This is a genomic window from Kribbella steppae (genome assembly GCF_004342025.1).
GTDB lineage: Bacteria > Actinomycetota > Actinomycetes > Propionibacteriales > Kribbellaceae > Kribbella > Kribbella steppae.
On the sequence record NZ_SLWN01000005.1, the window covers coordinates 444,782 to 470,504 of the forward strand.

29 protein-coding genes are annotated in these 25,723 nt (G+C 67.1%); 13 read left to right on the forward strand and 16 right to left on the reverse strand.

The annotated features are described in order from the left end of the window. Window positions 1-307: 307 nt before the first annotated feature. Window positions 308-1,027 carry a TetR/AcrR family transcriptional regulator gene (locus EV652_RS16955; protein ID WP_242001820.1) on the forward strand — a complete coding sequence of 240 codons (720 nt, stop codon included), beginning with the start codon at window positions 308-310 and terminating at the stop codon, window positions 1,025-1,027. 70 nt (window positions 1,028-1,097) lie between these two features. Here EV652_RS16955 and EV652_RS16960 read toward each other — a convergent pair whose 3' ends face one another. From EV652_RS16960 to EV652_RS16970, 3 genes are read right to left on the reverse strand one after another with little or no spacing between them, the layout of a single operon-like run. Beyond that, the gene (locus tag EV652_RS16960; RefSeq protein ID WP_132210094.1) at window positions 1,098-2,387 is read right to left on the reverse strand and encodes a dihydrolipoamide acetyltransferase family protein; all 1,290 of its coding nucleotides are present in this window, start codon (window positions 2,385-2,387) and stop codon (window positions 1,098-1,100) included. Continuing rightward, the gene (locus EV652_RS16965; protein WP_132210095.1) at window positions 2,384-3,370 is read right to left on the reverse strand and encodes an alpha-ketoacid dehydrogenase subunit beta; all 987 of its coding nucleotides are present in this window, start codon (window positions 3,368-3,370) and stop codon (window positions 2,384-2,386) included. The genes EV652_RS16960 and EV652_RS16965 overlap by 4 nt, the downstream gene beginning before the upstream one ends. Window positions 3,371-3,373: 3 nt before the next feature. Next, window positions 3,374-4,462, reverse strand: coding sequence for a thiamine pyrophosphate-dependent dehydrogenase E1 component subunit alpha (locus tag EV652_RS16970; RefSeq protein WP_132210096.1), 1,089 nt, complete (start codon window positions 4,460-4,462; stop codon window positions 3,374-3,376). A 198-nt stretch (window positions 4,463-4,660) separates the two neighbouring features. On the opposite strand from EV652_RS16970, the gene EV652_RS16975 reads away from it, so the two are divergent. Further along, a complete protein-coding gene (locus tag EV652_RS16975; protein ID WP_132210097.1) occupies window positions 4,661-5,149 on the forward strand; it encodes an Lrp/AsnC family transcriptional regulator in 489 nt (162 codons plus the stop codon). Here the strand turns inward: EV652_RS16975 and EV652_RS16980 are convergent. Beyond that, on the reverse strand, window positions 5,146-6,120 hold the full coding sequence (locus EV652_RS16980; protein ID WP_132210098.1) for a LacI family DNA-binding transcriptional regulator: 975 nt from the start codon (window positions 6,118-6,120) through the stop codon (window positions 5,146-5,148). The two genes, EV652_RS16975 and EV652_RS16980, sit on opposite strands and share 4 nt — an antisense overlap. 79 nt (window positions 6,121-6,199) lie before the next feature. Between EV652_RS16980 and EV652_RS16985 the strand changes: the two genes are divergently transcribed. Further along, window positions 6,200-7,513, forward strand: coding sequence for a Gfo/Idh/MocA family protein (locus EV652_RS16985; RefSeq protein ID WP_199238223.1), 1,314 nt, complete (start codon window positions 6,200-6,202; stop codon window positions 7,511-7,513). Here the strand turns inward: EV652_RS16985 and EV652_RS16990 are convergent. Next, on the reverse strand, window positions 7,463-8,005 hold the full coding sequence (locus EV652_RS16990) for an AAA family ATPase (protein ID WP_132210100.1): 543 nt from the start codon (window positions 8,003-8,005) through the stop codon (window positions 7,463-7,465). The two genes, EV652_RS16985 and EV652_RS16990, sit on opposite strands and share 51 nt — an antisense overlap. A gap of 26 nt (window positions 8,006-8,031) precedes the next feature. Further along, window positions 8,032-8,460 carry a VOC family protein gene (locus EV652_RS16995; protein WP_132210101.1) on the reverse strand — a complete coding sequence of 143 codons (429 nt, stop codon included), beginning with the start codon at window positions 8,458-8,460 and terminating at the stop codon, window positions 8,032-8,034. A gap of 307 nt (window positions 8,461-8,767) precedes the next feature. Between EV652_RS16995 and EV652_RS17000 the strand changes: the two genes are divergently transcribed. Continuing rightward, a complete protein-coding gene (locus tag EV652_RS17000; protein WP_132210102.1) occupies window positions 8,768-9,739 on the forward strand; it encodes a 2-hydroxyacid dehydrogenase in 972 nt (323 codons plus the stop codon). A gap of 91 nt (window positions 9,740-9,830) precedes the next feature. Here EV652_RS17000 and EV652_RS17005 read toward each other — a convergent pair whose 3' ends face one another. The 3 genes from EV652_RS17005 to EV652_RS17015 are packed head-to-tail and all read right to left on the reverse strand — an operon-like array spanning window position 9,831 to window position 11,736. Continuing rightward, window positions 9,831-10,355 carry a DinB family protein gene (locus tag EV652_RS17005; RefSeq protein WP_132210103.1) on the reverse strand — a complete coding sequence of 175 codons (525 nt, stop codon included), beginning with the start codon at window positions 10,353-10,355 and terminating at the stop codon, window positions 9,831-9,833. A gap of 38 nt (window positions 10,356-10,393) precedes the next feature. Next, window positions 10,394-11,305, reverse strand: a complete 912-nt coding sequence (locus EV652_RS17010) for an alpha/beta fold hydrolase (RefSeq protein WP_158441173.1) — start codon at window positions 11,303-11,305, stop codon at window positions 10,394-10,396. A gap of 20 nt (window positions 11,306-11,325) precedes the next feature. Beyond that, the gene (locus EV652_RS17015; RefSeq protein WP_132210105.1) at window positions 11,326-11,736 is read right to left on the reverse strand and encodes a VOC family protein; all 411 of its coding nucleotides are present in this window, start codon (window positions 11,734-11,736) and stop codon (window positions 11,326-11,328) included. A 207-nt stretch (window positions 11,737-11,943) separates the two neighbouring features. On the opposite strand from EV652_RS17015, the gene EV652_RS17020 reads away from it, so the two are divergent. Next, entirely contained in the window at window positions 11,944-12,318 is a 375-nt protein-coding gene (locus EV652_RS17020; RefSeq protein WP_132210106.1) for a VOC family protein, read from the forward strand. A 43-nt stretch (window positions 12,319-12,361) separates the two neighbouring features. On the opposite strand, the gene EV652_RS17025 is transcribed toward EV652_RS17020, so the two are convergent. Beyond that, the gene (locus EV652_RS17025) at window positions 12,362-12,733 is read right to left on the reverse strand and encodes a nuclear transport factor 2 family protein (RefSeq protein ID WP_132210107.1); all 372 of its coding nucleotides are present in this window, start codon (window positions 12,731-12,733) and stop codon (window positions 12,362-12,364) included. A gap of 194 nt (window positions 12,734-12,927) precedes the next feature. Between EV652_RS17025 and EV652_RS17030 the strand changes: the two genes are divergently transcribed. From EV652_RS17030 to EV652_RS17045, 4 genes are all read left to right on the forward strand, one after another. Then, complete coding sequence (locus EV652_RS17030; protein WP_132210108.1) at window positions 12,928-14,874, forward strand: heparinase II/III domain-containing protein; 1,947 nt, start codon at window positions 12,928-12,930, stop codon at window positions 14,872-14,874. Window positions 14,875-14,989: 115 nt separating this feature from the next. Next, the gene (locus EV652_RS17035; RefSeq protein WP_242001821.1) at window positions 14,990-15,799 is read left to right on the forward strand and encodes an SGNH/GDSL hydrolase family protein; all 810 of its coding nucleotides are present in this window, start codon (window positions 14,990-14,992) and stop codon (window positions 15,797-15,799) included. A 569-nt stretch (window positions 15,800-16,368) separates the two neighbouring features. Beyond that, window positions 16,369-18,267 carry a heparinase II/III domain-containing protein gene (locus tag EV652_RS17040; protein WP_132210109.1) on the forward strand — a complete coding sequence of 633 codons (1,899 nt, stop codon included), beginning with the start codon at window positions 16,369-16,371 and terminating at the stop codon, window positions 18,265-18,267. A gap of 7 nt (window positions 18,268-18,274) precedes the next feature. Beyond that, a complete protein-coding gene (locus EV652_RS17045; RefSeq protein ID WP_242001822.1) occupies window positions 18,275-18,700 on the forward strand; it encodes a hypothetical protein in 426 nt (141 codons plus the stop codon). A gap of 2 nt (window positions 18,701-18,702) precedes the next feature. Here EV652_RS17045 and EV652_RS17050 read toward each other — a convergent pair whose 3' ends face one another. After that, window positions 18,703-19,272, reverse strand: a complete 570-nt coding sequence (locus EV652_RS17050; RefSeq protein WP_132210110.1) for a mycothiol transferase — start codon at window positions 19,270-19,272, stop codon at window positions 18,703-18,705. A 57-nt stretch (window positions 19,273-19,329) separates the two neighbouring features. Between EV652_RS17050 and EV652_RS17055 the strand changes: the two genes are divergently transcribed. Together EV652_RS17055 and EV652_RS17060 are read left to right on the forward strand one after the other, a co-directional pair. Then, window positions 19,330-19,818 (forward strand): GNAT family N-acetyltransferase, encoded by a 489-nt coding sequence (locus tag EV652_RS17055; RefSeq protein WP_132210111.1) that lies wholly within the window; start codon window positions 19,330-19,332, stop codon window positions 19,816-19,818. A gap of 17 nt (window positions 19,819-19,835) precedes the next feature. Next, on the forward strand, window positions 19,836-20,318 hold the full coding sequence (locus tag EV652_RS17060) for an NUDIX hydrolase (protein WP_158441174.1): 483 nt from the start codon (window positions 19,836-19,838) through the stop codon (window positions 20,316-20,318). A gap of 144 nt (window positions 20,319-20,462) precedes the next feature. Here the strand turns inward: EV652_RS17060 and EV652_RS17065 are convergent, their stop codons facing one another. The 3 genes from EV652_RS17065 to EV652_RS17075 form a co-directional block, all read right to left on the reverse strand. After that, window positions 20,463-21,467: a methyltransferase gene (locus tag EV652_RS17065; protein WP_132210113.1), complete on the reverse strand. Its 1,005-nt coding sequence runs from the start codon at window positions 21,465-21,467 to the stop codon at window positions 20,463-20,465. Between the two features lie 51 nt (window positions 21,468-21,518). Next, entirely contained in the window at window positions 21,519-22,232 is a 714-nt protein-coding gene (locus tag EV652_RS17070; RefSeq protein WP_132210114.1) for a hypothetical protein, read from the reverse strand. A gap of 72 nt (window positions 22,233-22,304) precedes the next feature. Next, window positions 22,305-22,982 (reverse strand): TetR/AcrR family transcriptional regulator, encoded by a 678-nt coding sequence (locus EV652_RS17075; protein ID WP_132210115.1) that lies wholly within the window; start codon window positions 22,980-22,982, stop codon window positions 22,305-22,307. 187 nt (window positions 22,983-23,169) lie between these two features. Between EV652_RS17075 and EV652_RS17080 the strand changes: the two genes are divergently transcribed. Both EV652_RS17080 and EV652_RS17085 read left to right on the forward strand, forming a co-directional pair. Further along, window positions 23,170-23,832, forward strand: coding sequence for a hypothetical protein (locus EV652_RS17080; protein WP_132210116.1), 663 nt, complete (start codon window positions 23,170-23,172; stop codon window positions 23,830-23,832). Next, entirely contained in the window at window positions 23,829-24,605 is a 777-nt protein-coding gene (locus tag EV652_RS17085; RefSeq protein ID WP_132210117.1) for a hypothetical protein, read from the forward strand. The genes EV652_RS17080 and EV652_RS17085 overlap by 4 nt, the downstream gene beginning before the upstream one ends. A gap of 122 nt (window positions 24,606-24,727) precedes the next feature. On the opposite strand, the gene EV652_RS46025 is transcribed toward EV652_RS17085, so the two are convergent. Then, on the reverse strand, window positions 24,728-25,309 hold the full coding sequence (locus tag EV652_RS46025) for a carboxymuconolactone decarboxylase family protein (protein WP_132210118.1): 582 nt from the start codon (window positions 25,307-25,309) through the stop codon (window positions 24,728-24,730). Next, a complete protein-coding gene (locus EV652_RS17095; protein WP_199238224.1) occupies window positions 25,299-25,709 on the reverse strand; it encodes a hypothetical protein in 411 nt (136 codons plus the stop codon). Before EV652_RS17095 ends, EV652_RS46025 begins: the two co-directional genes overlap by 11 nt. Window positions 25,710-25,723: the final 14 nt, after the last annotated feature.

Here is a 25,723-nt window from a genome sequence, read left to right on the forward strand (position 1 = left end):
GTCGGTGGCCCCCGGGGGGAGCGATCCCCCCGGACGGACCAGGCGGTTATGCCCTTCCGTCGAAACCGGCGTGCGCCGGTGTCTGCCGAATCCCCAGGCCAGCCACAGCTTCACGTACTCCGGCCCACCCCGCGGGAACCTCGACCCCCGGCATTCTGGGGTCCAGGAGTCGTCACGTGCAAGTAATCGGGGCCCGACTCGCCGTGTTCCTTACGTTTTGCAACCGAACCGTTTCCACTCCTGGACGGAGAGTAGTTGCCTTTCGCCACTAAAACGGTGTTTTTGCTCGCAAAACACCGTATTCGCTATGCTCTGGCGGGTGGCGCGCGAGGCGGACGAGAAGACTGTGCTCGGATCGGTGTGGTTGCGGGCCGATCCGGCCGCGACGCGGGCGCCGCTGAGCCGGGGCGACATCGTCCGGACGGCCATCAAGATGCTGGACCGCGACGGGCTGGACACGTTCTCGATGCGGCGGATGGCGGCCGAGCTCGGCACCGCCGCGACCTCCGCGCTGTACTGGCGGATCGCGAACAAGAACGACCTGCTCGAGCTCGCTGTCGACGAGGTCCTGGGCGAGGCGCTCGTACCGACCGGGAATGGTGACTGGCGCGACCAGGTGACGCTCCTGGCGACAGCGGCGTACGAGGCTCTGTGGGCGCATCCGTGGGCGACGCAGTTGCTGGCGTCGCATGCCGGGCTAGGCCCGAACTATCAGGGCCTGGCCGAGCGAATCCTGAACGTGCTGAGCTCAGCCGGGTTCAAAGGCGTGCATCTGGACGCTGCTGTGTCGGCGATCTTCCACTATCTGATCGGCGCGGCCGTGACTGACGCGGCGTGGACGGCGACGGTACGGCGAAGTGGCCTGACCGAGCACGAATGGGCCACCGCGGCCGGCGACCAGCTCGGTGTCGGTGCGGCCAGCCTCGCGGCGTACCTGAGCCGGGAGAACCTGGCCGGCCCGGAGGCCCGCTTCACCAGCGGGCTCCGGGCTGTCCTGATCGGGCTCCGACCGCGGCAGCTGTCCTAAGACTCACTTTGTGCACCGCTGGAGCATTCCAGCGCGCTCGGCGTGGAAAGCCGGTGCACAAGGTCGAGCGTCAGAGGTCGGCGAAGACCGAGGCCGGGTTCTCGAAGGCGTCGGCGACGAAGCGGAGGAAGGCGGCCGCCGTCCCGCCGTCGCAGACGCGGTGGTCGAAGACGAGTGACAGCTGGGTCAGCTTGCGGATCGCGACTTCGCCGTCGACCACCCACGGGCGGTCGATGATCCGGCCGACGCCGAGGATCGCGACCTGCGGGTGGTTGATGATCGCCGCGCTGCCGTCCACACCGAAGCTGCCGTAGTTGTTCAGCGTGAACGTCCCACAAGCCAGCTCGTACGGCGTCAGTCGCCCGGCCCGCGCGGACTCGGTTAATCGCCTGATCTCAGCGTCCAGGGCGCGCGTGGTCAGCCGGTGCGCGTTCGGCACTGCCGGTACGACGAGACCACGGTCGGTCTGCGCCGCCAGGCCGAGGTTGATCCCGTCGTACTGGACCAGCTCCTCCCGCTCGGTGTCGACGAACCCGTTCAGCTCCGGGTACTTCTGCAACCCGGCCACCACGAACCGCACCATCAACGCGAGCAGCCCCGGCCCGGAATCCTTTGCCGACCGCAACGACTCCCGCAACTCCACCAGTGCGGTCGCGTCCACGTCCACCCACGTCGTGGCCTCCGGAATCTCCGCACGGCTGCGGCTCAACGTCGCCGCGACCGCCTTCCGGAACCCACTCATCGGGGTGCGCCGCAACTCCGCCAACCCGGTGCGCGTGTCCGCAGCCTCCTCGACCCGTGGCGTCTCGAACCGCTGCGCGATCGCCTGCTCCACGTCCCGCCGGACGATCAGCCCGTCCGGTCCGGACCCGACCAAGCTCTTCAGATCCACGTCCGCATCCCGAGCAATCCGCCGTACCAACGGCGAGATCACCAGCGGCACCCGCGGCGCGCTGCTTTCCGGAACAAAAGTGGCACTGGGTGGCACTGATCTTCCGGAAACCGCCGGTGTGTGCGGTCGGGGCTTGCGGCGGCGACCGGACGCGGCGCCGTCACCCGTGCCGTAGCCGATGAGGACGTTGCCCGATCCCGCCTTCTCCTCCTCGCGGTACGTCGTTCCCGCATCGACCTCCGCGATCGTGATCAGCGGCTTGCCGACCGGGATCACCGTGCCGGGCTCGCCGTGGAGCTCTTCGACGACGCCGGCGTACGGCGAGGGCAACTCGACGACCGACTTGGCGGTCTCGACCTCCGCGACCGGGGCGTCGACGGTGACGACGTCGCCGACCTTCACCAGCCAGCGGACGATCTCCGCCTCGGTCAGGCCTTCACCGAGGTCAGGCAGCAGGAACGTGTTCACGAGTCCTCCCACTGCAGGTCGTCCACCGCGTCGAGGATCCGGTCCACGCCGGGCAGCTGGTACTTCTCCAGCTTCGGCGGCGGGTACGGGATGTCGAACCCGGTCACCCGCCGGATCGGAGCGGCCAACGAGTGGAAGCACCGTTCGGTGACCCGGGCAACGATCTCCGACGACACACTGGCGAACCCGCTCGCCTCCGCGACCACGACGGCCCGGCCGGTACGACGTACCGCCGCGCAGACCGTCTCGTCGTCGAACGGCACGATCGACCGCAGGTCCACCACGGTCAGCTGCCGGCCCTCGGCGGCAGCGACCTCCGCCGCCTCCAGCGCGACCGGCACCGACGGCCCGTACGCGATCAACGTCGCGTCCGCGCCTTCCCGCCGTACGACGGCCGTGCCGATCCCGGGCTGGTCCTCGGTGAGGTCGACTTCCTCCTTGGCCCAGTAGAGCTTCTTCGGCTCCATGAACACCACCGGGTCCGGGAACTCGATGGCCTTGCGCAACAAGGTGTACGCGTCCGCGACGGTAGCCGGCGCGACCACGGTCAGACCAGGGGTGTGCGCGTAGTAGCTCTCCGACGAGTCGCAGTGGTGCTCGACGCCGCCGATCCCACCGGCGTACGGCATCCGGATCACCATCGGCAGCGTGACCCGGCCGCGGGTCCGGTTCCGCATCTTGGCGACGTGGGAGACGATCTGCTCGAACGCTGGGTACCCGAACGCGTCGAACTGCATCTCGACCACCGGCCGCATCCCGTTCATCGCCAGGCCGACCGCCATCCCGACGATGCCGGACTCGGCCAATGGGGTGTCGAAGCAACGGTCCTCGCCGAACTCCGCGGTCAGCCCGTCGGTGATCCGGAAGACCCCGCCCAGGGCACCGACGTCCTCACCGAACATCAACACGGTGTCGTCGGCCTTCATCGCGTCCCGGAGCGCCTGGTTCAGCGCCTGCGCCATGGTGATTTTCACGTGCGTCATGGCTCAGGCCTCCTCTCGCGCGAGCTCGTCCCGCAGGAACGCGGCCTGCTCCTTCAACTGCTGCGTCTGCTCGCTGTAGAGGTGTGCGAACAGGTCCGCCGGATCCACCGAGGGTTCCGGCATCAGGCCATCCCTGAGCTCTGCGGCAACCTTCTCGGCGGCTGCGTCCGCACGCTGCCTGACTGAGTCGTCGAGCAACCCCTCTTGCATCAGGTACGTCTCCAGCCGCTTGATCGGGTCGCGCTCCAGCCACGGCGTGACCTCGTCGTCGTCGCGGTACCGGGTCGCGTCGTCGGCGTTCGTGTGCGCCTGCACGCGGTACGTGTGCGCCTCGACGAGCTGCGGACCTTCACCGGCGCGCGCCTTGTCCACGGCTTGCCCGAGTACGGCGAGCAGTCCCGCCAGATCGTTGCCATCGGCCCGTTCGCCGGGAACGCCGTACCCGATGCCTTTGTGGGCCAGGGAAGGCGCGACGGTCTGCCGGGCGAGCGGCACGGAGATCGCGTACTCGTTGTTCTGGATGAAGAAGACGACCGGCGCGTGGAAAACGGCGGCGAAGTTCAGCGCCTCGTGGAAGTCACCCTCGCTGGTGGCGCCGTCACCACAGAGCGCCATCACCACGGTGTCCTCACCTTTCAGCCGCGCGGCGTGTGCGACGCCGACCGCGTGGGTGAGCTGGGTCGCGAGCGGCGTGGACTGCGGCGCGACCTTGCGCGCGTACGGGTCGTAGCCGGAGTGCCAGTCACCACGGAGCAGGGTGAGCGTCTCGATCGGGTCGACGCCGCGGCCGACGATCGAGACCGTGTCGCGGTACGTCGGGAACAGCCAGTCACCCTCGCGCATCACCATCGTGGCGGCGACCTGGCACGCCTCCTGCCCGTGCGACGACGGGTAGACGGCGAGCCGGCCCTGCCGGACGAGCGCACTGGCCTGGTCGTTGATCCGGCGCCCCTTGATCAGCTGTGCGTAGCCGTCGAGCAGGGCTTCCTTGGTGGGCAGCCGGTACGACGGATGGTCGTGCGGTACGCCGTCCTGGTCGATCAACCGGACGGGTTCCGCAGAGGGGAGCAACTGCTCCTCGACGGAGCTCATCGACGTCCTCGCTTCGCTCCGGGCGCCGATGAGGCGCGGAGTGGACTGTGCTTGATGATGAACTCGCTTCGCTCGTTCATGGACCCTCCTGCGCAGGAGACGGACGGTGGCCTCATCGTCATACTTCTGGCCAATCGGATCCAGACCTGGGAAAATCACGAGACGTTTGGTTCCGACCACCGCAGATCGAGGAGCAGCATGTCCGACGACGTGATGATCAGCCCGGCCCCACCTGGACAATTGGTCGTCGCTCCGGCGCTGGACGAAGTGGATCGGCAGATCGTCGAGGCCTTGGGCCGGGACGGACGGCTCTCGATCCGGGCCCTCGCCGACCAGGTGCACATCTCCCGGGCGAACGCCTACGCACGGGTCGAACGGCTCACCACGACCGGTGTGATCACCGGTTTCACCGCCACCGTCGACCCGTTGAAACTCGGTCTTGCCACCTCGGCGTACGTCACTCTCAGTCTCCGGCAGAGCTCCTGGCGGACGTTGCGGGAGCAGCTACAGGCGATCCCCGAGGTCAAGCACATGGCCCTGGTCGGCGGTGACTTCGACGCCATCCTGCTGGTCCGCGCGGCCGACAACGAGGGCCTGCGCCGCGTGGTCCTGGAGAAGCTGCAGGCCATCCCCGAAGTCCTCGCCACCCGCACCGCCCTCATCTTCGAGGACCTCGGCACGCTCTAACAGCCGCAGGAACGTCGGATGATCAGGTCCGTCGGGCAAGTCAACGCTTCGACGGCGTCCTGACCGTCGATCAGTCGCGTGACCGCTTGGTGCGCCAACTGTTCCAGCGGCTGGCGTACGACGCTCAGCGGTGGCCAGCTGTACTCGGTTTCCGCCGTACCGTCGAAGGCCAGCACTGCAATGTCGTCCGGGACGTTCAGCCCGGCCTCGTGGATCGCCCGCAGTACGCCGACCGCCTGGAGATCCGAGCTGGCGAAGATCGCGGTCGGCCGGTTCGTTGCTGCGAGCAACTCTCGGCCGGCGTCGTACCCGCCGCGCCGGCTGAAGGTCGTGCGTGCGATCGGGCCGGCCTCGAGTCCGGCATGCTCGAGCGCATCACGCCAGCCGAGCTCGCGTTCCGGCGGGCGTCCGTCGCGGCTGTGACCGATGACCAGGCCGACGCTGCGATGACCGTGCCCGATGAGGTGGTCAACACCCTGGCGCGCACCTTCGCGGTACTGCGATCTGACACTTGAGGCCGCTGGCAGCTCGCGGTTGATGGCGACGATCGGGACGTCGACGTCGCTGAGGTCCGGATCCTCGGTCGGCGCGACCAGGACCAGGCCGCTCACCTGACGGGTGAGGAGCTCCGCGATCTTCGCGTGCTCGGTGTCAGGATCGCCGTCCGCGCTGGTCTGCAGGACGACGTACCCGCGAGCCCCGGCTTCCTTGTCGATTGCCTTGGCGAGCTCGGCGAACAACGGGTTGCCGCCGTCCGGCGTGATCAGGCCTAACGTGCGGGTGGTGCCCATCCGCAGTGCGCGGGCGGTCGCGTTCGGCCGGTAGCCGAGCACCCGGATCGCCTCCAGCACCCGCTCCCGCGTCTCCGGCGACACCCTCCGGGGGCCCTCGTTCACCACGTAACTGACCACGGCCGTGCTGACCCCGGCGTACTCCGCAACATCGTTCCGGGTGACAGGGGCCTTCGTCATGAGCCGATGATACGGGCGTTGACCGTTCTGGAAAGCGGTTGCTAGCGTGAGCAGCTACACGAGTAGAAAGGGTCCAGTCGTGCCCAGACGCTATGCAGTGGCAGGTACCGGTTCGCGAGCGCAGGCGTACATCCGCGCAATCCTCCAGGAGCACCCCGAGGAGGCCGAGCTGGTCGCGTTGCTCGACCCGAACGCGGGCCGGCTCGCGTTCCACGACCGGCGGGTGAAAGAGCTCGGCGGTCCCGAGCTGCCGCAGTACGGCGCCGACGACCTGGAACGGATGATCAAGGAGCAGTCCGTCGACCGGGCGATCGTGACGAGTCCGGACTACACCCACGCGTCCGTCGTCTCCCGGATCCTGCGGGCCGGTGCGGACGTGATCGTCGAGAAGCCGCTGACCATCGACGCCGACGGCACCCGGCAGATCGTCGACGCGATGAACGAGTCCGGCAAGTCGGTCGTGGTCACCTTCAACTACCGCTACTCGCCACGTAACAGCGCGCTGCGGCAATTGATCGCCGACGGCGAGATCGGCACCGTCACGAGCGTCGAGTTCCAGTGGGTGCTCGACACCCGGCACGGCGCGGACTACTTCCGCCGCTGGCACCGGGAGAAGCAGTTCTCCGGCGGTCTGCTGGTGCACAAGGCGTCCCACCACTTCGACCTGGTGAACTGGTGGATCGCCTCCACCCCGGTGCGCGTGTTCGCCTCGGGCGGCCTGTCCTTCTACGGCTCGGACAACGCAGCCACTCGTGGCCTTGGGCAACGACCTGCTCGCGGTACCGTCGATGGTTCGGCGGAGGATCCCTGGTTGCTCGATCTGCGCAACGACGACACCAACCGGCAGCTGTACCTGGAGAGTGAGCAGTACGACGGGTACATCCGTGACCAGGACGTGTTCGGTCCGGGGATCACGATCGAGGACAACATGGCCGTGATCGCGGAGTACGCGAACGGCGCCCGGCTGAGCTACTCGCTCAACGCGCACTCGCCGTGGGAGGGCTACCGGGTCTGCGTGAACGGCACCGAGGGTCGCGCCGAGCTCGAGGTCGTCGAGCGGGCTGCGGTGATCGACGACCGGATCGACCCGAGCTACCCGGCCGAGCGCGTCGTCGCGGGCGAGGTGCGGTCGGACGGCGAGCGACTGGTGTTGCAGAAGCACTGGGCACCGGCGGTCGAGGTCGAGATCCCGCGCGGCGTCGGCGGTCACGGCGGCGGCGACCGACTGATCTATTCCGACCTCTTCAAGGGTCCCGGCAACGACCCGCTCGGCCGCGCGGCCGACGTCCACGACGGCGTCCGGGCGGTTGCCGTCGGCATCGCCGCCAACCAGTCGCTGGTGTCAGGCCAGCCCGTCGTGGTCGCCGACCTGGAACTGGGCGGCTGGGCCTAATCCCGTCTCGGTGAGGATGCGCTTGACGGTCATCTCCAGTGAGCTGGTCTGGTCGATGACCGTCTCGCGCGGCTCGCCGAGCAGGTCGGTCCCGTGATACCAGGTGGCCATCTCCTCGGCCGTGAAGGCGGTCGCCTTCGGCCGGGTCGCGTGCCGCCGGACTGTCTCCTCCAGCGGGATGTCCAGGTAGTAGAAGTACGACGGGCCGGCGTGGTCGTTGCGCAGTTGCAAGAGCATGTCGCCGTACCGGATTTTCGGCATGATGCCCTCGACCACGGCGTGGTAGCCGCGGTCGAGGGCCTGCTGCGCGAGCTGCCGGATGGCCTGGATGTTGGCGCCGTCGGGCTGGTCCAGTTCCTGGAAGATGATCCGGCGGATGTAGTCCTGCTCGATCCAGGCGACGCCGTGGCCGTGCGCCTGGCGGATGGCTTCGACGATGGAGGTCTTACCTGACCCGGAGTTTCCTCGGAGGACGATCAGCGTTGGCTCCACCGGTCGGACAGTACAGCCGCGGCGGTTTACCAGGACGCGGGGAGGCCGGGGCGGTGGGTGCCGAAGGTCCACTCGTAGCCCTCGGGGTCGGCGACGCGGCAGCGATAGTTGCCCCACGCGGTGCCGGCCGGCTCCCAGACCGACTCGGCACCGGCCGCGACCGCGGACTGGTGGACGGCGTCGACCTCGGCCTGGCTGTCGAACGCGACGTAGCTGCCGTGACCGACGGTCTCACCCTTGCGGATCGGCTTGTCGTAGCCTTCCTCGTCGGTGAAGAGGGTGAAGGCCACACCGCCGTACCGCATCTCCGCGTGCATGATGCCGCCCTTGTCGTCCGGCACCTCCATCGTGGTCTCGAACCCGAACGCCTTCTCGAGCCAGCGCAGGGCGCCGACCGCGTCGCGGTAGCCGAAGTACGCGTGGAAGGTGGCTGTGCTGCTGCTGTACTCGGTCATATATCCAGGATTGCCTGAGTAGCGGACAGCTTATGTCCGCTACTCAGCTTGTTTTGCTCAGCGGCGCGCCCCGGCCACGGATCTGCCAGCCCTTGGCGGTAGGGGTGGTGATCGTCCCGAGCGGCGCACGGGACGAGCAGGTCGCCGTGTCCTCCTCACCCGATCGTCTGCCCTATCGGCGACAGGAAATAGGGTTGAGCGGCGAAGCCACGGTGAACTTCGGTGCGCGGTGAGTGCCTCAAGAGTGCTGGTTGGGTTCCTGGTGAGGTCGGTGTGGTTCGGTGAGGATGTTTGGCGAGGAGGAACTATGGGACTGCCAGTGGTGCTGATGCCGGGCCGGATGAACCCGGTGGTCGCGGAAGGTCTGGACGGGAAGGTCGAGCTGATCCGGCTGTGGGAAGAGACGGATCCTGACGCGGTCCTCGCCGATCGGCGGGACGAGATCGTTGCCGTCGCGGCCGGTGGGACACGGATCGACGGTGCGTTCCTGGACCGGTTGCCCAACGTGCGGATCGTGGCGAGCTTCGGCGTCGGCTACGACCAGATCGATGCGACGGCCGCCGCCGAGCGCGGTGTCGTGGTGACGAATACGCCTGGCGTGCTGGACGACGAGGTTGCCGACACGGCCCTCGGTCTGCTGCTGATGACGGTCCGCGAGCTACCCCAGGCCGAGCGGTACCTGCGCGACGGCAAGTGGCAGGGCGGACCGTATCCGTTGACCAAGGCAACCTTGCACGGCCGCCGGATGGGCATCCTCGGTCTGGGCCGGATCGGCCAGGCGATCGCCGATCGGGTCACCCCGTTCGGCGTTTCCGTTGCCTACCACAACCGACGGCGCAAGGACGTCGACTACCGCTACTACCCGTCCCTGGTCGAGATGGCCCGCGACGTGGACATCCTGATGATCGTCATCCCCGGCGGCGACAACACCCGCCACCTGGTCAACGCCGAGGTCCTCGGAGCACTGGGACCCGACGGCATCCTCATCAACGTGGCCCGCGGCACCGTGGTCGACGAGGCAGCCCTGGTCGAGGCGCTCAGCAGCGGCACCATCCTCAGCGCCGGCCTGGACGTCTACGAAGCCGAGCCCACCGTCCACCCCGGTCTCCTCGACCTCCCCAACGCCGTCCTCCTCCCCCACGTGGGCTCCGCCACCATCCCGACCCGCAACGCCATGGGCAACCTGGTCGTGGAGAACATCCTGAACTGGTTCAACTACGGCACGCCGTTGACGCCGGTCCCCGAGTCGGCCGAGCTGGTGAAACGCCAGGACGGCTGAGCAACAGAGCTGGTGACGAGGCTCGAACCGGCAGCGCCGGCGGCCTCAGGCTGTTGGATGTGCTCGGACTGCCGGCTGGGCTGGGACGGGATCACGCGGTGGGGCGTTCGGATTCGGGGAGGTCCCAGATGCGGTTGTGGGTCCAGGCGTATTCCCAGGCCTGGATGTCGGGAGGTTCGATGCCGAAGCCGGTGAGGACGGCACAGACCTGTTCGCGGTGGTGGTTGGCGTGGTTGATCGCCTGGGCGATGAAGATGCCGACCCGGGTCCCGCGGGTGTTGTTGTCGACGATCAACACCTGTTCGACGTCGATCGGCTTGGCCAGGAACTCCTCCCAGAGCGCACCCAACTCGTCGTTCCAGCGTTCGAGGGTGTCGAAGTCGGTCGTCTGCTCGCTGTCCACCCAGTCGAGCGGGGTGTCCGCGATCCGGCGCAGGTAGCTGCCGTCGCACCGGACGATGTGATCAAGGGTGGCGAGGATCCCGCCGTATGTGCCGACGCCGGTGACTTCCAGCTGTTCGGCAGTGAGGTTCTGATTGCGACAGAACTTGATCAAGCTCTTCGTCGCCCAGTTGTTGTGCCGGATCGGGTCATACAGCAGGTCGTTGAGTCCCATGCTGTTCACGGTAAACCTGCAGCTATCGATCGCCGCACTCAATTTCCGGCCGTCAGCGCGGTGAGAATGTCGTCCCAGTGATCGTGCAGTACGGCCAGATGCGTGGTCTGCTCGCGGATCACCAGGGTCGCGTGCGGGATCCGTTCGGCGAGCCACCGGCCGTTGCGGATGGAGGCATTCGCGTCCAACGCGCCGTACCAGAGGAACGTTCGGCACTCGATCTGCTCGGGCCGGAAATCCCAACCACGGAAGGAGATCGCGGCATCGCGAAGGTAGCCGTCTGAGTTCGCGAGAGCTTCGCGTACGGCGGCCGCGATCGCACTGTCCGAGCCGAGGATCCGTCCGTCGATCGTGGGTCCGCCGCGGGTGGTCAGCTCCGCATCACGTGGGTCGAGCTGAGCGAGAAAGCGTCGTGCCAGAGCCGCGTCGTCCGGATCACCGGGGTTGAGCTGATCGACGTACGACTCGAAGTCGGGCCGCATCAGCTCGACCGCCTCGTCCGGCGTGAGACCGGCCAGGCGGGTGAAGAATCCCTGCTGGTCGGGCCCGAGGTCGTCACGGAGGTACGGCGGATCCAGCTCAGGAACGACCGCCGGACTCGCCACCACGCCGACCGCGGTCACCCGGCCCGGATGACGAACCGCGCACGCCAACGCATACGGACCACCGATCGACATGCCGAGCACGGCGTACCGCTCGATTCCCAGCAGATCCGCCACCGCCGCAACGTCATCCGCCACGGACAGGTGCGTCGACGCACAGACATCGGACAGCCCGTACCCCGGCCGATTGACCGCGATGAGTCGTACGCCGGCGCGCCGAGCTGCCGCGTCACCGGCGTACGCCGCATGCCGCGTGTCAGGGCACCCGTGAAGGAAGAACACCGGCACCCCGTCGGTCGCACCACCGTGCCAGTACTGCGCCAGCCGTCCGTCCGGCAGGCGCGACAACCCCGTGGTCAGTTCAGTGCTCAGCTCTGGGCGGAGATGTTCACCATCCAGTTGATGCCGAACTTGTCGGTCACCATGCCGAACTCGTCACCCCACATCTGCTTCTCCAGCGGGACCGTCACCTTCCCGCCGTCGGACAGCTTCTCGTAGTACCCGCGCAGTTCGTCGCCGTCGCCACTCAGGCTGATCGCGATGTTGTCGCCCGGGTTGTACGTCATGCCCTGCGGTGTGTCCGACGCCATCAGGGTGAAGCCGCTCGGCGTCTCGAGCTGGCTGTGCATCAGCTTGTTCTCGTCGTCCGGGCCGCTGCTCGCGCCGAATTCGGCGAAGGTATTGGTGGCCAACTCCCCGCCGAAGACGCCCTGATAGAACTCCATCGCCTCCCGCGCGTTGCCGTCGAACTGGATGTACGGATTGAGCCGAGACGCCATTTGACTGCCTTCCCCCTCTGTGGAAACGCTCTTGCCCGCACAGTAGACCCGGCCACCGACAGTCCGCGAGCCCTCGCCTGCCCGACCCCGAGCGGTCACCACCCGTACGCCGATCGTGCCCCCACCCGCCACCGGCGTACGACGGTTGACCGGAGCGGCGGCCGAAATCAGCCGTCCACCGCCCGCACTCGCGGTTAGGGTCTCGGCATGATCCCGCGACACATCACGATCGACGCCGGCAACCCGTACGAGCTCGCGCAGTTCTGGAGCACGGCCACCGGCTGGCCGATCGCGGACGGCGACGACCACGGCGACGACGAGGTGCTCGTGGTCGCGCCGGCACCCGTCCCCAGCCTGCTGTTCATCGCCGTACCCGAGTCCAAGTCGGTCAAGAACCGCGTCCACCTCGACTGGGTTCCGGACCAGCGCACCCGCGACGAAGAGGTCGACCGCCTCGTCACGCTCGGCGCCACCATCCACGACGACCACCGCCAACCCGACGGCCGCGGCTGGGTCACCATGCACGACCCCGAGTACAACGAATTCTGCATCGAACGCAGTGAGGCAGAACGCACCGCCTGACCCTCCACGGCCCGCCCGGCGGCCGCCAAGGACTCAGCGATCGTCAGAGGATCGCCGTTGCCTGGGACCAGCGGATCTGCCAGCCGGTCGCCGTACGGCGGTAGCAGTCGAGATGCCAGGCCTCCAGTTCGTCGGGTTCGCGGCCGCCGACGGAAATCTGTATCGCGGACTTGTAGCGCAGTACGGCGACATCGCCGTCGAGCATCACGTCGATCGCGGAGATCGGCTCGAACCGCCGGTAGTCGATCTCACCGGACTCGATCCCGCCCAGGTACTCAGCCTTGGACCACGGGTGCCCGCTCGGCGTGACGAGGACGAAGTCGTCCGCGTGCACGGCATCCGCCTCGGCGCCCCTGCCCTCCACCAGACAGCTCAGCCGCTCCCGCTCGAGCTCCCTCAACCCATCCGCATCCACACGCCAAACCTACCGTCCACGACTAGTCGGTCAGGGTGAGGACTCGGCTGGGCGGGTACTGAGAGCTAGCGGGTGGGCACGCTCTGAAATTACTGGGGCCGGGCGCAACTTTTCCTGATTACTGACCATCGTGCGGCGTGTAGGAGTTGCTCACCGCCGGCGGGGGGCGCGGGTTAGTGGGTTGGGGGAAAGACATGGTCAGGTGGGTCCTGGTCTTTGGGCTGGTGGTCGCGGGGGCGACGTACAGCAACGAAGCGGTAGCGGAGGACAACCCGGGGATTGCGGTGGCGAGGGACCTGCCCGAGCCGCCGGGTGCGCAGTTCGTGCCGGGGGCAACGAATGTGGTTCCGGCGACCGCTGCGCCGGCGAGCGACATCAAGGCGAAGACCGAGGCCAGAACGACGGCGGAGGCGGAGGCGGCAGTTGCCGGCACGTACACGTGTCCCGGGTTCAGCTCGGTCGACGACGCGACGCCGTTGTCGTACATCATGCAGGACTACTACGCCTGGGGTGGGTTCAAGGCGTACAAGGTCGGCAACGGCAGCGGCAACATCAACTGGAAGCTCAACCCGTACGGCAATCCGAGCTGGTACATGTGGTTCCACTCACTGCGTTGGCTGGGGCAGGGAATCGTCGCGGCCAGCCAGGGCGACGCGAACGCGATCGCCCGCGTGACCACGATCGTGAGTGACTGGGTGATCGACAATCCCTATTCCTGGAAGGGAAATGTCGGCGCCTGGGAATCGACGATGCATCGCACCAACGTGATCATCTGCACACGACAAGCAGTGCTGACCGGCCTGAAGGTCACCACCCTGCCGGCGCGGTACCAATGGCTCGACAAGGCCTTGCTCGACCACGCCGCGTTCCTGGTCTACAACTGGAGCGGCGCCTGGAATCACGGCACCGACGAGAGCATCGCGCTGTTCGGTGTCGGCTGCACGCTCAACCGCGCGGACTACAAGACACTCGCGCAGCAACGCCTCGCCTCCGGCATCACGACCGCGATCGACTCTCAGGGGTCGACCAACGAGCAGTCGACGGCATACGCGCAGTTCAACTATTCCCTCTGGGGCCGTGCGGTCGACGTACTGCGGGCCTGCGGCGCCGACCCCGGTACGACGATCACCACGAGACGCGCCCTGATGGCGAATTGGCTGGCCCTGGCCACGAACTCACTGGGCAATCTCCACCAGATCGGCGACTCCGAGGTCGTGCGTACGGCGCCCATCGCCGGCACCCCACTCGAGTACGCCGGAAGCCTCGGGGCGACCGGAATCGCACCGACCCAACGTGTCGGGTTGTACTCAGCCGGTTACGTCTTCGGCCGCTCTGGTTGGGGCACGAGCGCCACGTTCGCGGACCAAACGTCGTACAGCATCAGGTACGGACCGGGGCGCCAACTGCACGGGCACAGCGACCACATGTCGCTCACGTACACCGCTCGCGGAAGAGACATCGTGATCGACGGCGGGCACACCGGCTACCAGAACGACACCTGGCGGACCTGGGCCAAGAGCCCGTTCGCGCACAGCGCGATGACGACGCCGCTGTCGGCCGACGGGTATCCGGCCACCAAGCTGACCCGGTACGCGCTCAACTCGACGTCTGATTTCTACGAGTTCTCCGACACACCCGGGACCGGGATCAGCCGTGTCCGCGCCACACTCGTGGTCAGGAATCCGGACCTGGTCGTGACGCTCGATCGCGGGTCGGCCAAGACCGCCCAGCAGTTCCAGACGCTGTGGCATCTGCCGTCGGACCAGCAGGCGACGGTGTACTCGCGAACGACCGCACTGGCGATGCGGCCGGGTGAGGACACCCGGACGATCCTGTTCCAGGTGCCGTACCGGCAGGCGCTCCCACGCGGGGCCATCCTGCTCAAGCAGGCGCAGACCCAGCCGATCCAGGGTTGGCACTACCCGACGATCACCACCCGGCGTTCGGCGCCCACGCTGATGTTCGCGCGGGCCGGCACCACGGCGTCGATCCTGTCGTTCATCGCACCGGTGCGGGCGACTGGCGCGGTCACCTACAGCACCCGCTGGTCCGGTACGACGTACGTCGTCGACATGAGCGTGGCCGGCGTACGGACATCTATCGGAATTGCCGCTGGCGGGTCGCTCGTCCGCCTTGCTTGAATCGGTGTCTACGGAGGGCCTGCCACGCGGCGGGCCCTCCGTGATGCAACGAATGGAACCGCTCAACGCGTCGAGACATATAGAGGGGTAAGACTTGAACCTGGGGGTGGGGCCCTTGAGACTTCGACGCGGCTTCCGCGAGCACGTCGGAGGCCCGCTCGTCGCCATGACGGTGACGCTGCTCGTCCTGGCGCTGCTGGGTGGTGTGATGGTGCTGCTCGAGCCCGGCAAGCCGCCCCTGTCAGCGCCGGTCAGCAGTGTGTCCGGCACCGGGGCGCGATCGGTGAGTCCGGGGGCCTTCGGCTCGGGGACGCTCGGTCCGTGGCAGGACCTGGCCAAGCGCATCTCGTCCGACGACGACATCCAGGACGCGCTGATGTTCAACGGGGTGTTCATGTTCGGCGACTCGATCGCCGTCCAGGACGGCGCGGCTCTGGAAGAGCTGCTCAGGAACCGAACCGGTGACTCCATCGCCGTCCACGACTGGTCGGGTCAGCCGACCTCGGCGGCGGTCGACGCCTTGGAGGACTGGGAACGACGGTTCGGACTGCCCAGCCGGATCGTGATGGCAGTCGGCTCGAACGACATCTTCGATCCGTCGGCGTTCGCCGCGCAGGTCGAGCGGGCCATGCACATCGCCGGGCCCTCGCGGACGGTCTACTGGGTGAACGTGCACGTCGACCGGGACCGTCAGCCGGCCGATGTCCGGGCGGCCGATCAGGCCAACAGCGCGTGGATCAACCAGCAGCTCGGGCAGGCCGCCGTACGCCACCCGAACCTGCGGATCATCGACTGGGCTGAGTATCTCGCGACCCAGCCCGGTGGGCCGGCGAAGTACCTGCGGGACGGCATCCACACCTCTGAGCCGTTCGGCCGGAACGCTCGCAACGAGTTGATCGTCGGGGTTCTCGCAGGCTCTCGGTGAGCTTGGCAACCTCCTCACCGCTTCCCGCGTTACCAAGGTGTGCCTCATCAAGGTGTGCCTCGAAACCCTGCGCTCGCCGCTCGCGGCACGGTGACATCCGCGGTCATCATCGCGGTGCTGCTCGTCACTCTGCTGACGCTGATCCATCTGGAGACGCCGAGCGCCCATGCGAAGAACAGCGCGAAACGGCCTGATTCTGCAGGCGATTCTGGACTACTGACCGTGCCCGGACGGGCAACGAGGGAACCGGAGTAGGGGGTCCGGACAACTTTGTTGTGTGTGGAGACATCAATACATGCAGAGGGAAGCATTTCGACTCTGGGGGATCCGATGACGGCGAGCACCATGCTGGAGTGACCAGCGGTACGACGTTTCGGCCGCGGCGATGCAACGTCCGAGCAGCCGCCGAGCGTTAGTAGAGCAACACCTGTTGGAGCAACAGCCCTGAGCGCCGCCACCTCGGGCATCGCGAGAAACCACCTGACCAGTCCTCGGGCCCCGTCCGGCCCAAATTCAGGTCTAGGCCAGAATTAGGCATGCCCTTGGGGGGCTGCAGTGAGGAACCAACCATGCCCGCGAAACGCCTTCGCAAGGCCGGAACGACCCTGCGACTGAGCATCGCCCTGCTGCTGAGCGCGATCGTCGTCGTGACGTCCTTGGTGATTCCCTGGGATAACTCCACGCCCGAGGCCGCACCGGATCCGACGGTTGCCCGCACTCCCGAACCGCCCACCCCGACCATCACCCAGGCGCCGAAGCAGGACGTCTACACCTGCCCGGCGTACAGCGGGATCGATCGTGCGAACCCGCTCGCCAATCTCTACCGCGACACCTTCGCCTGGGGAACGTCGGCGCCGTACAAGGTCGGCAATGGCAACGGTGATGTCGACTGGAGCCTGAACCCGTACGAGAACCCCAGCTGGTACATGTGGTTCCACTCACTTCGTTGGCTCGGACAAGGAATCGCCGCGGCCGACAAGGGCGACAAGCGCGCACTGGCCCGGGTCAGCGCGATCGCCCGCGACTGGGTGAAGGACAACCCGTACACCTGGAAGTCGAATGTCGGCGCGTACGAGTCGACCATGCACCGTACGAACGTACTGATCTGCTTGCGGCAGGCAACGTTGAGCGGGCTGAAGGTGGCGAAGTTGCCGCTCTCGTACACCTGGCTGGACAAGGCGCTGCAGGAGCATGCGTGGTTCCTGCAGAAGAACTACAGCGGTGACTGGAACCACGGCACCGACGAGAGCCTGGCCCTGTTCGGCATCGGCTGCACGCTCGGCCGGAACGACCTGAAGAAGGTCGCCGCCGATCGGCTGTCCAACGCGATCAAGACGTCGATCGACACCCAGGGCTCGACGAACGAGCAGTCGACGGCGTACGCGCAGTTCAACTACTCGCTGTGGGGACGGGCGATCGACGTCCTGCAGAAGTGTGGTGTCGACCCCGGTACGACGATCAAGGCGCGCCGGCGCGAACTCGCCAAGTGGCTCACGCTCGCGACCAACTCGCTCGGCAACCTGCACCAGATCGGCGACTCCCAGGTGGTGAAGACGTCTCCGGTCGAGGGGACGGTTCTCGAGTACGCCGGAACGCTCGGCCAGCGCGGGATCCGGCCGACCCAGCGGATCGGGATCTTCGACGCCGGGTACATCTTCGGCCGGACCGGGTGGGGTGAGACCCGGCCGTTCACGCAGGAGTCGACGTACAGCATCCGATTCGGGCCGGCGCGGAAGCTGCACGGGCACGAGGACCACACGTCGGTCACCTACACCTCGCGCGGTCGCGACATCCTGATCGACGGCGGTCACTCCGGCTACAAGTGGGACGACTGGCGGAGCTGGGCGAAGAGCCAGTTCTCGCACAACCAGATGACGGTGCTGTCCACGGCAGCCGACCACCCGGTCACCAAGCTGAACCGGTCGTCGATCAACGCAACCTCGGAGTTCTACGAGTTGAGCGACTCGCTGGGCAACGGGATCAACCGGACCCGCGGGGTGCTGGTGCTGAAGGACCCTGACCTGATGGTCGTGCTGGACCGCGGTACGTCGGTGTCGAATGAGGAATACCAGACACTGTGGCACTTGCCGTCGGATCAGAAGGTGAGTGTCCAAGGCAATGGATCTGCGGCGGCTGCGCGGCCGGGCGATCGGGTGAAGACCGTGTTGCTGCAGGTTCCGTTCCAGCAGGAGACCACACCGATCCAGGTGGCGACCGGGGCGACCGATCCGATCCAGGGCTGGCACTACGAGAACATCAACACCCGCAAGCCCTCGCCGGTCGTCAAGTTCACCCGCTCCGGCCGGTCGGCGTCGATCCTGTCGCTCATCGTCCCGGTCCGCACGAACGCTGCCGTCACCTACACGACCACCCAGCAAGGCGGCCGGATGCTCATCAATCTGATTGTCGACAAAGTCAAGACCACGATCGCGGTCGCACCCGACGGCACTTTGCAACGCGTGAAATAGTCGCGGTGTGCGCCATCAGATCCGCTTCCAGATTCGTCGCTGGGAGGAGTCCGGCCGCGAGCTCGTCCCGCTCGTCGACGGGGTGAGCCTGGCGGACCTGGTCAGTGGATTCGAGCACGCGGCCGGCTACCAACCCGCGGGAGGGTACGCCGGCCTCGTCCTCGACCACTTCAACTTCGGTGACCTCGGCAACTACCTGCACGGCGAGGCCGACTCGCCGTACTGGCGCGACGCCGTCGCCCTGCTCGGCTGCAACTGCGGCGAGGTCGGCTGCTGGCCCCTCGAGGCCCAGATCCGAGTCGACGACGAGTCGGTGACTTGGAGCGCCTTTACCCAACCCCACCGACCCGACCGCGACTACTTGGACTTCGGTCCTTTCACGTTCCGCCGTACCCAGTACGACCAGGCAGTCCGCGAGGCTGTGGATTCCTGAAGTCAGGCCGCGTGCGCGCCGACGGGGCGCCAGCCGGCGGGCGGGTCTTCGCCTACTCGGCCGTCGACGGCTTCGCGGAGGAGGTCGGCGTGGCCGGTGTGGCGGCCGTACTCCTCGATGAGGTCGCAGACCAGGCGGCGGAGGCTGGGATGGCTTCCGTCGGGCCAGGAGATGTGCGCGAGTTGGTCGAGTCCGCCGTCGGCGATGGCGGCGGCCAAGGATGCGCGGGAGCGTTCGACGGCGCCGTCCCAGAGTGCGTAGAGCTCTTCGGGCTTGTCGTCGGCCGCGGAGTTGAGTTCCCAGTCGTTGTCGTCGTTCCACCCGTTGTTCTCCCACGGCCCGCCGATCGGCTCGCCGCGGAGCTTGACGTTGAACAGGTAGTCCTCGTTCGCTGCCAGGTGTTTCAGCAGCGCGCCGAGCGTCAACGACGATGCACCGATCCGGGTCTGCAGCCCGGCCGCGTCCAGGTCGTCGGCCTTCCACCGGAACGTCGTACGCAACCTCTCCAGCGCACCGACCAAGTGCTCGACCTCGCTGCCGGCGAGCGGAGGTTCCCACGGAGTGTCAGTCATAGCGCCACGCTAAACCCGATTCCGGACGATCCCCTTCCGGAACTATTGTCGACAATCATGATGCTCTGCCTCGAGTTGACGTCGCCGACCCAACTCGTCCCCGGCAGCCCGCCACCCGCCCCACTGGCTCTCGATGCGGTACGCGCGGACGCCGCGCCCCTGATCCGCACCCTCTACAACCGCATCTGGGACCCGATCGGCCCAAGCGGCCGAAGCACCTGGACCGAAGCACAATGGACTGCAGAGCTGACGTTGCCAGGAATCCATACCTGGCTGGCCGTGGTGACCGACGAGGTAGCGGGCTTCGTCGAACTCTCAGCCGAACCATCCGGCGACGTCGGCATCGTCGTCTTCGGTCTGGTCCCCGAGTACCAATCCAAAGGTTTCGGCGGCGCGCTCCTCACCCTCGCCACCCAAACCGCCTGGCACCTCAACACCCCCACGACTCGCGTCTACCTCCACACCAACCCCCACGAGCACCCCCACACCCTCCCCAACTACCAGTCCCGCGGCTTCCGAATCGTCGAACCCAAGCCCGGACAATGAGCCTCTATGCTCGGCGGATGCAGGAGTACGCCGGAGTGATCGCGCAGTACGACGGCAAGATCGCCTTGATCCGAGACCACTACGAAGCCTGGGACCAGCCGTACTGGAACTTGCCGAGTGGTGGTGTCGAACCAGGCGAGTCACCCCCAGCCGGCGCGATCCGTGAACTCCGCGAAGAGACCGGCCTGCACACCACAAACGAAGCTCTCCGCCTCGTCTGGACGACCACAGTCACCAGGACCGGCGAGACCCTGTCCCAGTCCTGGAACTACGTAGCCGCAGTGACGGATCCGACGCTCCAGATAGACGATCCCGATGGCACCGTGACTGACGCGGCCTGGTTCTCACCACAGGACGCCGTACGACTCCTCCATCAGATGCCCTACCCACCCATCGCGGTCCCCGCCCTCGCCTACCTACACACAGCAGCCCACGCCACCTGGACCTTCACCCTGTCGGGCACCACTGACTGGACCTGGCTGTCAGACCCGCTCCGCTAAACGTGCACAGGCGTGCATCGCGCGCCGTTGTTCCAGCCGGGGAGTTCGAAGGCCCAACCGGTCAAAAGTTTGGCTCCGCGCATGTCGGCTACCGCCAGCAGTTCGAAGAGCAGGTCCTCGGACCAGGCTGGGGCGACGCGGCCCCTACTGAGTAGGCGCCGCCTCGATCACAAAGACGTCGCTGGCGGTTGCGAATGTGCGGGTGAGGTCGAATCCGGAGGCCGACAGCAGCGAGCGGTACTCGTCGGTCGTGCGTTCCTGGCCGCCCGCGACCACGAGCATGGTGAGGTCGGAGAGCGCCGTACGAACAGGATCTGGAGACAGGTCGAGCAGTTGTTCCACCAACAGCAGGCGCCCGCTCGCCGACATCGCGCGGCGGCAGGTGCGCAGGATCTCGACCGACTCCGCGTCCGACCAGTCGTGGATCACGGCCTTGAGGACGTAGACGTCACCGCCGGCTGGAACAGCTTCGAAGAAACTGCCACCGATGACCTTGCAGCGCTGCGCCACCCCGGCCGCCGCCAGCAACTGGTGCGCGCCGGCCGCGACGTCAGGGCGGTCGAACAACACCCCTTCGACCGAGGGGTACCGCGACAGAACGGCCGACAGCAGCAGTCCTCGACCGCCGCCGACGTCCACGACCGTGCCGAACCGGCCGAAGTCGTAGGCATCGACAACTGCGTCGGCCACCGCCCGGGACAATGCCGTCATCGCGTCGTCGAAGACGTTCTGCTCGTCGGGATGCTCGGCCAGGTAGCCCCAGAGCGACATTCCGTGCACAGCCGCGAACCCGGTCTCGCCCGTGCGAACGCTGTGCTCCAGCGAGGCATACGCCTGCCAGTGGAACGGCCGCCCGACGAAGCGCGCCCAGCCGGCCACCGAACGCGGCGCATCGTTCCGGAAGGCGTCACCGAGCTCGGTGTTCGCGAACCTGTCGTCGCCGGTGTCGACGTACAGGCCGACAGCGACCAGGCCCCGCATCAGGCGGCGCAGAGAACGTGCATCCGTTCGCGTGGCGTCGGCGAGCTCAGCCACGCTCCTCGGGCCATCAGCGAGCAGATCGCTCAGCCCCAGCGTCGCGGCAACATGCACCGCCTGCGAGACCTGATATCCGGTGATCAGGCGATGCAACTCTCGAAAGGCATCCATGAGTCATTGTGCTGCCGGAGGTCGCTGCGTTCGAGGGGCACGGGCAGATTGCTAGGTCTGCGTCTGATCCGCCAGCATCTCGAGGTACTCGGCCAGACGGGGTTCGACCGGGACACGTGCGAGCCGTGGCTGCGCGTCTTCGAGGATCCAGTGCTTGATGTCCGTCGTGATGTCGATCGTTTCGGACCAGCCGACCTTCAGCTCGCCGCCGAGCAGCTCGCCCGCCCACCAAAGACAGAGGTCCGCGGCGTGCAGGTCCGCGGGACCTGACGGCTGTGCGTTCCACACCTCGAGCCAATGGACGAGCGGTACGGGCGTCGTCGCGAGGAAGCTGAGTACGACGCGAGCCTCCGGCTTACGTGGGTACGACGCGAGCGTCGCCTCCCACCAAACGTTGCCCACCGCAAGCATCGCCGTACGCTCATCCTCGGCCCACGTACTCCAGCACCCCGCTTCGGCGAGACGCGCCGCGATCAGCTCCTCGTCGACGTGCAGGTCGTCATGCACCATCAGCGCCATGATCCGAGGCGTCAACTTCCTGTACAGGTTGGCGAAGTCACCGAAATGGTCCGGCACCTCGGCCGCGACCCCGGGCACCAAGTCTGACGGTATCGCCGCAACCGGGCCGGCGAGCGCAGCCGCGTCCTGCTCGCTGTAGCAGTAGCCGCAGTAGTCATTCAGATCAGCCGTGACACCGTCCAGTACGTCGGCCAACCGCACCAGTGCGGCGTCGACGGCGGCATCCTGTCCCCCACGCATCGTCATGCTGAGATCATCCCGGCCACCTGCCACTCCCGCCAACGCAATATGCCACCGCGAGCTGACGGTCACCGCGGATCAGGGTTGGGGTTGGAGGCCGTTGAGGATGCGGGTGAGGCCCCAGAGGAACTGTTCGGTGGTGAGGTCCTTCGCCATGGTACCGACCGCTTCTGTCGTGCGCGGGTAGGTCTTGGCGGAGATGATGTCGAGGGCGGCGCGCCGGTCGGTGACGCGGTCGGCTTCTGTCGGTGCAGTGTGGTGGTCGAGTTCGGCGACTTCGAGGGCGATGGCGCCGAAGATGTAGACCAGCAGCACGTACGAGGCACGAGCGGCGTCATCGGGTGTGGAGCCGGCGTCGGCGAGGACCTCGCTGAGGGACTCGCGCAAGGCCAGGGCGTTGGGTCCGTCCATGGGTCCGCCGAGGATGAGATGTACGGCGCCGGGGTGTGCGACGAGGTGCGTTCGGAGCTCGAGCCCGAGCGCCTCAACGCGCTGACGCCATGGCAGCCGACGGTCGACGAACCGGTCGTGGTTGACGTCGCCGAGGAATCGCTCGACCAGCGCCCGGAGCACCGCGGCCTTGCTGGGGAAGTAGGTGTACACGGCATTGGGTGCGATCCCGACCTGAGCGGCGATGCCCCGGATCGAGACCGCGGTCGCTCCGCCGGCGTCCAGCTGCGACAGGGCGGCATCGAGAATCGCGTGCTCTGTGACCGCCCGCGGCCGACCGGTTCGCCGGCCTATCGGTATCGCCATCGACGAGGACCTCCGCCCCTTGACTGTTTCTGTACACCGTCCATATTATGTACGGAGTACAAAAAGGCCCGGTCACCGGGTCTCACCTTTGGCAGTCGGGGACGGGGCAGGACCACCGAGGGTCCGATCGTCCTGGGGACCTGGTGGGGGAAAACGCCGGTCCCGCTCGCTGAGGGGACTGTCCAGCATGACAAAACTGGATGCATCACAGACGCACCAATCAAGCACCGACCTCACCGCTTCCCGCGCACCACTTGCCCGGCTGGCAGGTCCGCTCGCCTTGGCCGCCGGATCCCTGATGGTCCTGGTCGAACTGGTGATCTTCCCGATCGTCGATCGCGACGATCATGTGGGTACGTCGACCAACACCGTGTACCGGGTCAGCGGCGTGGTGTACTTCGTCGCCTTCTGTCTGCTGCTGCTCGCCGTGGTCGCGGCGTACGGATGGCAGGCTCGCAAGGCAGGCCGGTTCGGCGTCGTGGGCGTGATCGCCGCGATGGTGGGCACGATGTTCCTCGCCGGTGATCTGTGGTTCGAGACGTTCTACGTCACCTACGTCGCCGACATCGCACCTGAGGTTCTCGACGCCGATCCGTCAGGTCTGATCGTGATCGGCGCCGTTTCGAGCTACCTGCTGTTCGCGATCGGCTGGGCCTTGTTCGGCATCTCGAGCCTTCGGGCCGGTGTCTTCCCACGCGCCATCTGCGTAGCCATCGTGATCGGCGGACTGCTCGGCTTCCAGGCGTTGCTGCCGCCGTTCGGTATCCCGCTCGGATTGGCGATGATCTGGCTGGGCGTCTGGATGATCAGGACACCCGCACCGGCCGATGTCACGGAGGCCGTCTCATGACCACGACCCCGGCTACCCCGATCCCCGCTCCTCCCACTGCACCGGTACGCCGCTCTTGGAGCGCCTGGCGCACGGTGCTGGTCATCATCGGCTCCATGTTCGTCATGCTCGGCGGCAGCCTGATGATCGGCGGCGGGATCGGACTGTGGGCCCACGAGCAACGCGACGCCGACGGCTATCACACCGCCGGCCCCGAACGCATCACCACCGACACCTTCGCTTTGTCCGCTCCGGCACTCGACGTCAACATCGCCGGCCCCGATGCGATCTTTGCCAATGACCTGCTCGGCGACGTCCGGATCAGGATCGAGTCGAGGAACCCGCAGACACCGCTGTTCATCGGCGTCGGCCCGTCCGCCGACGTAGCCAGGTATCTCGACGGCGTGGGCCACACCGAGATCGCGGACCTCGACGTCGACCCGTTCAAGGTCACCTACGTGCCACGGCCGGGCGGTCAGCCAACAGCCGATCCCGCCGCGCAAACCTTCTGGGTTGCCTCGGACACCGGAACCGGCCCACGTACCCTCGGCTGGGACGTTGCCGACGGCAACTGGTCGGTCGTCGTCATGAACGCCGACGGATCACCGGGTGTCGACGCCGACGTCAGCGTCGGCGGCGAACTTCCGATCATCCAGCCCATCGCCATCGCCGCGTTGGTCGTGGGCGGCGTACTACTGATGATCGGAATCGCGATCATCATTGTCACCGTTTCAACCCGGCGCAAGGACCGCCAACCGGTGCAGACCGCACCCGGCCACGTCCCGTCGCCATAGACGCTCCTGACTGGGTGGCCGACCCGCTTCGGCCACCCACCCGTTGCCCTCGGCAGGCCGTCGTACACAAGCGAACCGCGGCCTGCCCTGGATGACAACTGGCCGGCAGTCCGCTACACGACCTACCGGTAGCCGCGTTTGAGCAGGTAGTTGGCTCCTGCCTCGAAGTCCTCGGGACTGAGCATTTCGAACCCGAAGGCGTCGGCGAGCCGGTTGGTCGTGTTGAAGGCGGCGCAGACCGCCAGCGCGTCCTGGACCTGCTCGGGTGAGACGCCGGTGGCCAGCACGTCCCGCATGTCCTCGGCGCCGACCTTCCCCTCCCGGGTCAGCTTGCCGAGCATCCGCAGAGTTGCCCGCAGCGGCTCTGCTACGGGGGCCGAGTCCAGGTCGGCCAGCGCCGCCGTTACCTGTGGCCCGTCCTGGTACGCCTGACTTGCGGTCGCGGTGTGCGCGCTGACGCAGAACGCGGACTCGTTCACCGTGGAGACGTACGCCGCCATCAGCTCCCGGTCGCCCACCGACCAGGCGGACGGCCCGCGCATCGCCTCGTGGGTGAACTCCTTGGCCCGGGTGCCGTAGAAATCGGGCCGGTAGAAGACCAGCTTGGCGGCGTCCGGTACCGGGTGCCGGGAGAACAGCCGGATGAGCCCGAACAGCAGTTTGGTCCCTGCGCCGTACCCGTTGTTGAGGATGTCAAGTCGCACGATCCGGCCTCCCCTCGGCGGTCGCTTCGGCCAGGGCGGCCAGCCCCGCCTCATACAGCCGGGCGGACTGGCCGACCGCGGCGCAGACCACCAGCTCGAAAAGCTGATCCTCCGTGCAGCCCGACGCCTTCGCCGCAGCCAAGTCCTCGGCGGTGACCTGCGCCGGCCTGTCGGCGACCTTGCCGATCAGCGCGTCCAACGGCGGGGAGAGACCGTCGTTGCTGAAGGCCCGCGCTCGATCCTCCGCAGACGCTCTGCCCTCCCCGTTCAGCACGCGATCTACCAGGGCCAGGTGCGCTGCCCGCTTCTTGTCCTCGTCCGCCACGGCACCCTCCTTCGCAGTCTGGGCTTCTACCCTCATGTATACGACGATCGGCGTACCGCTGAACACGACACCCATCCAAGGAAGCCCAA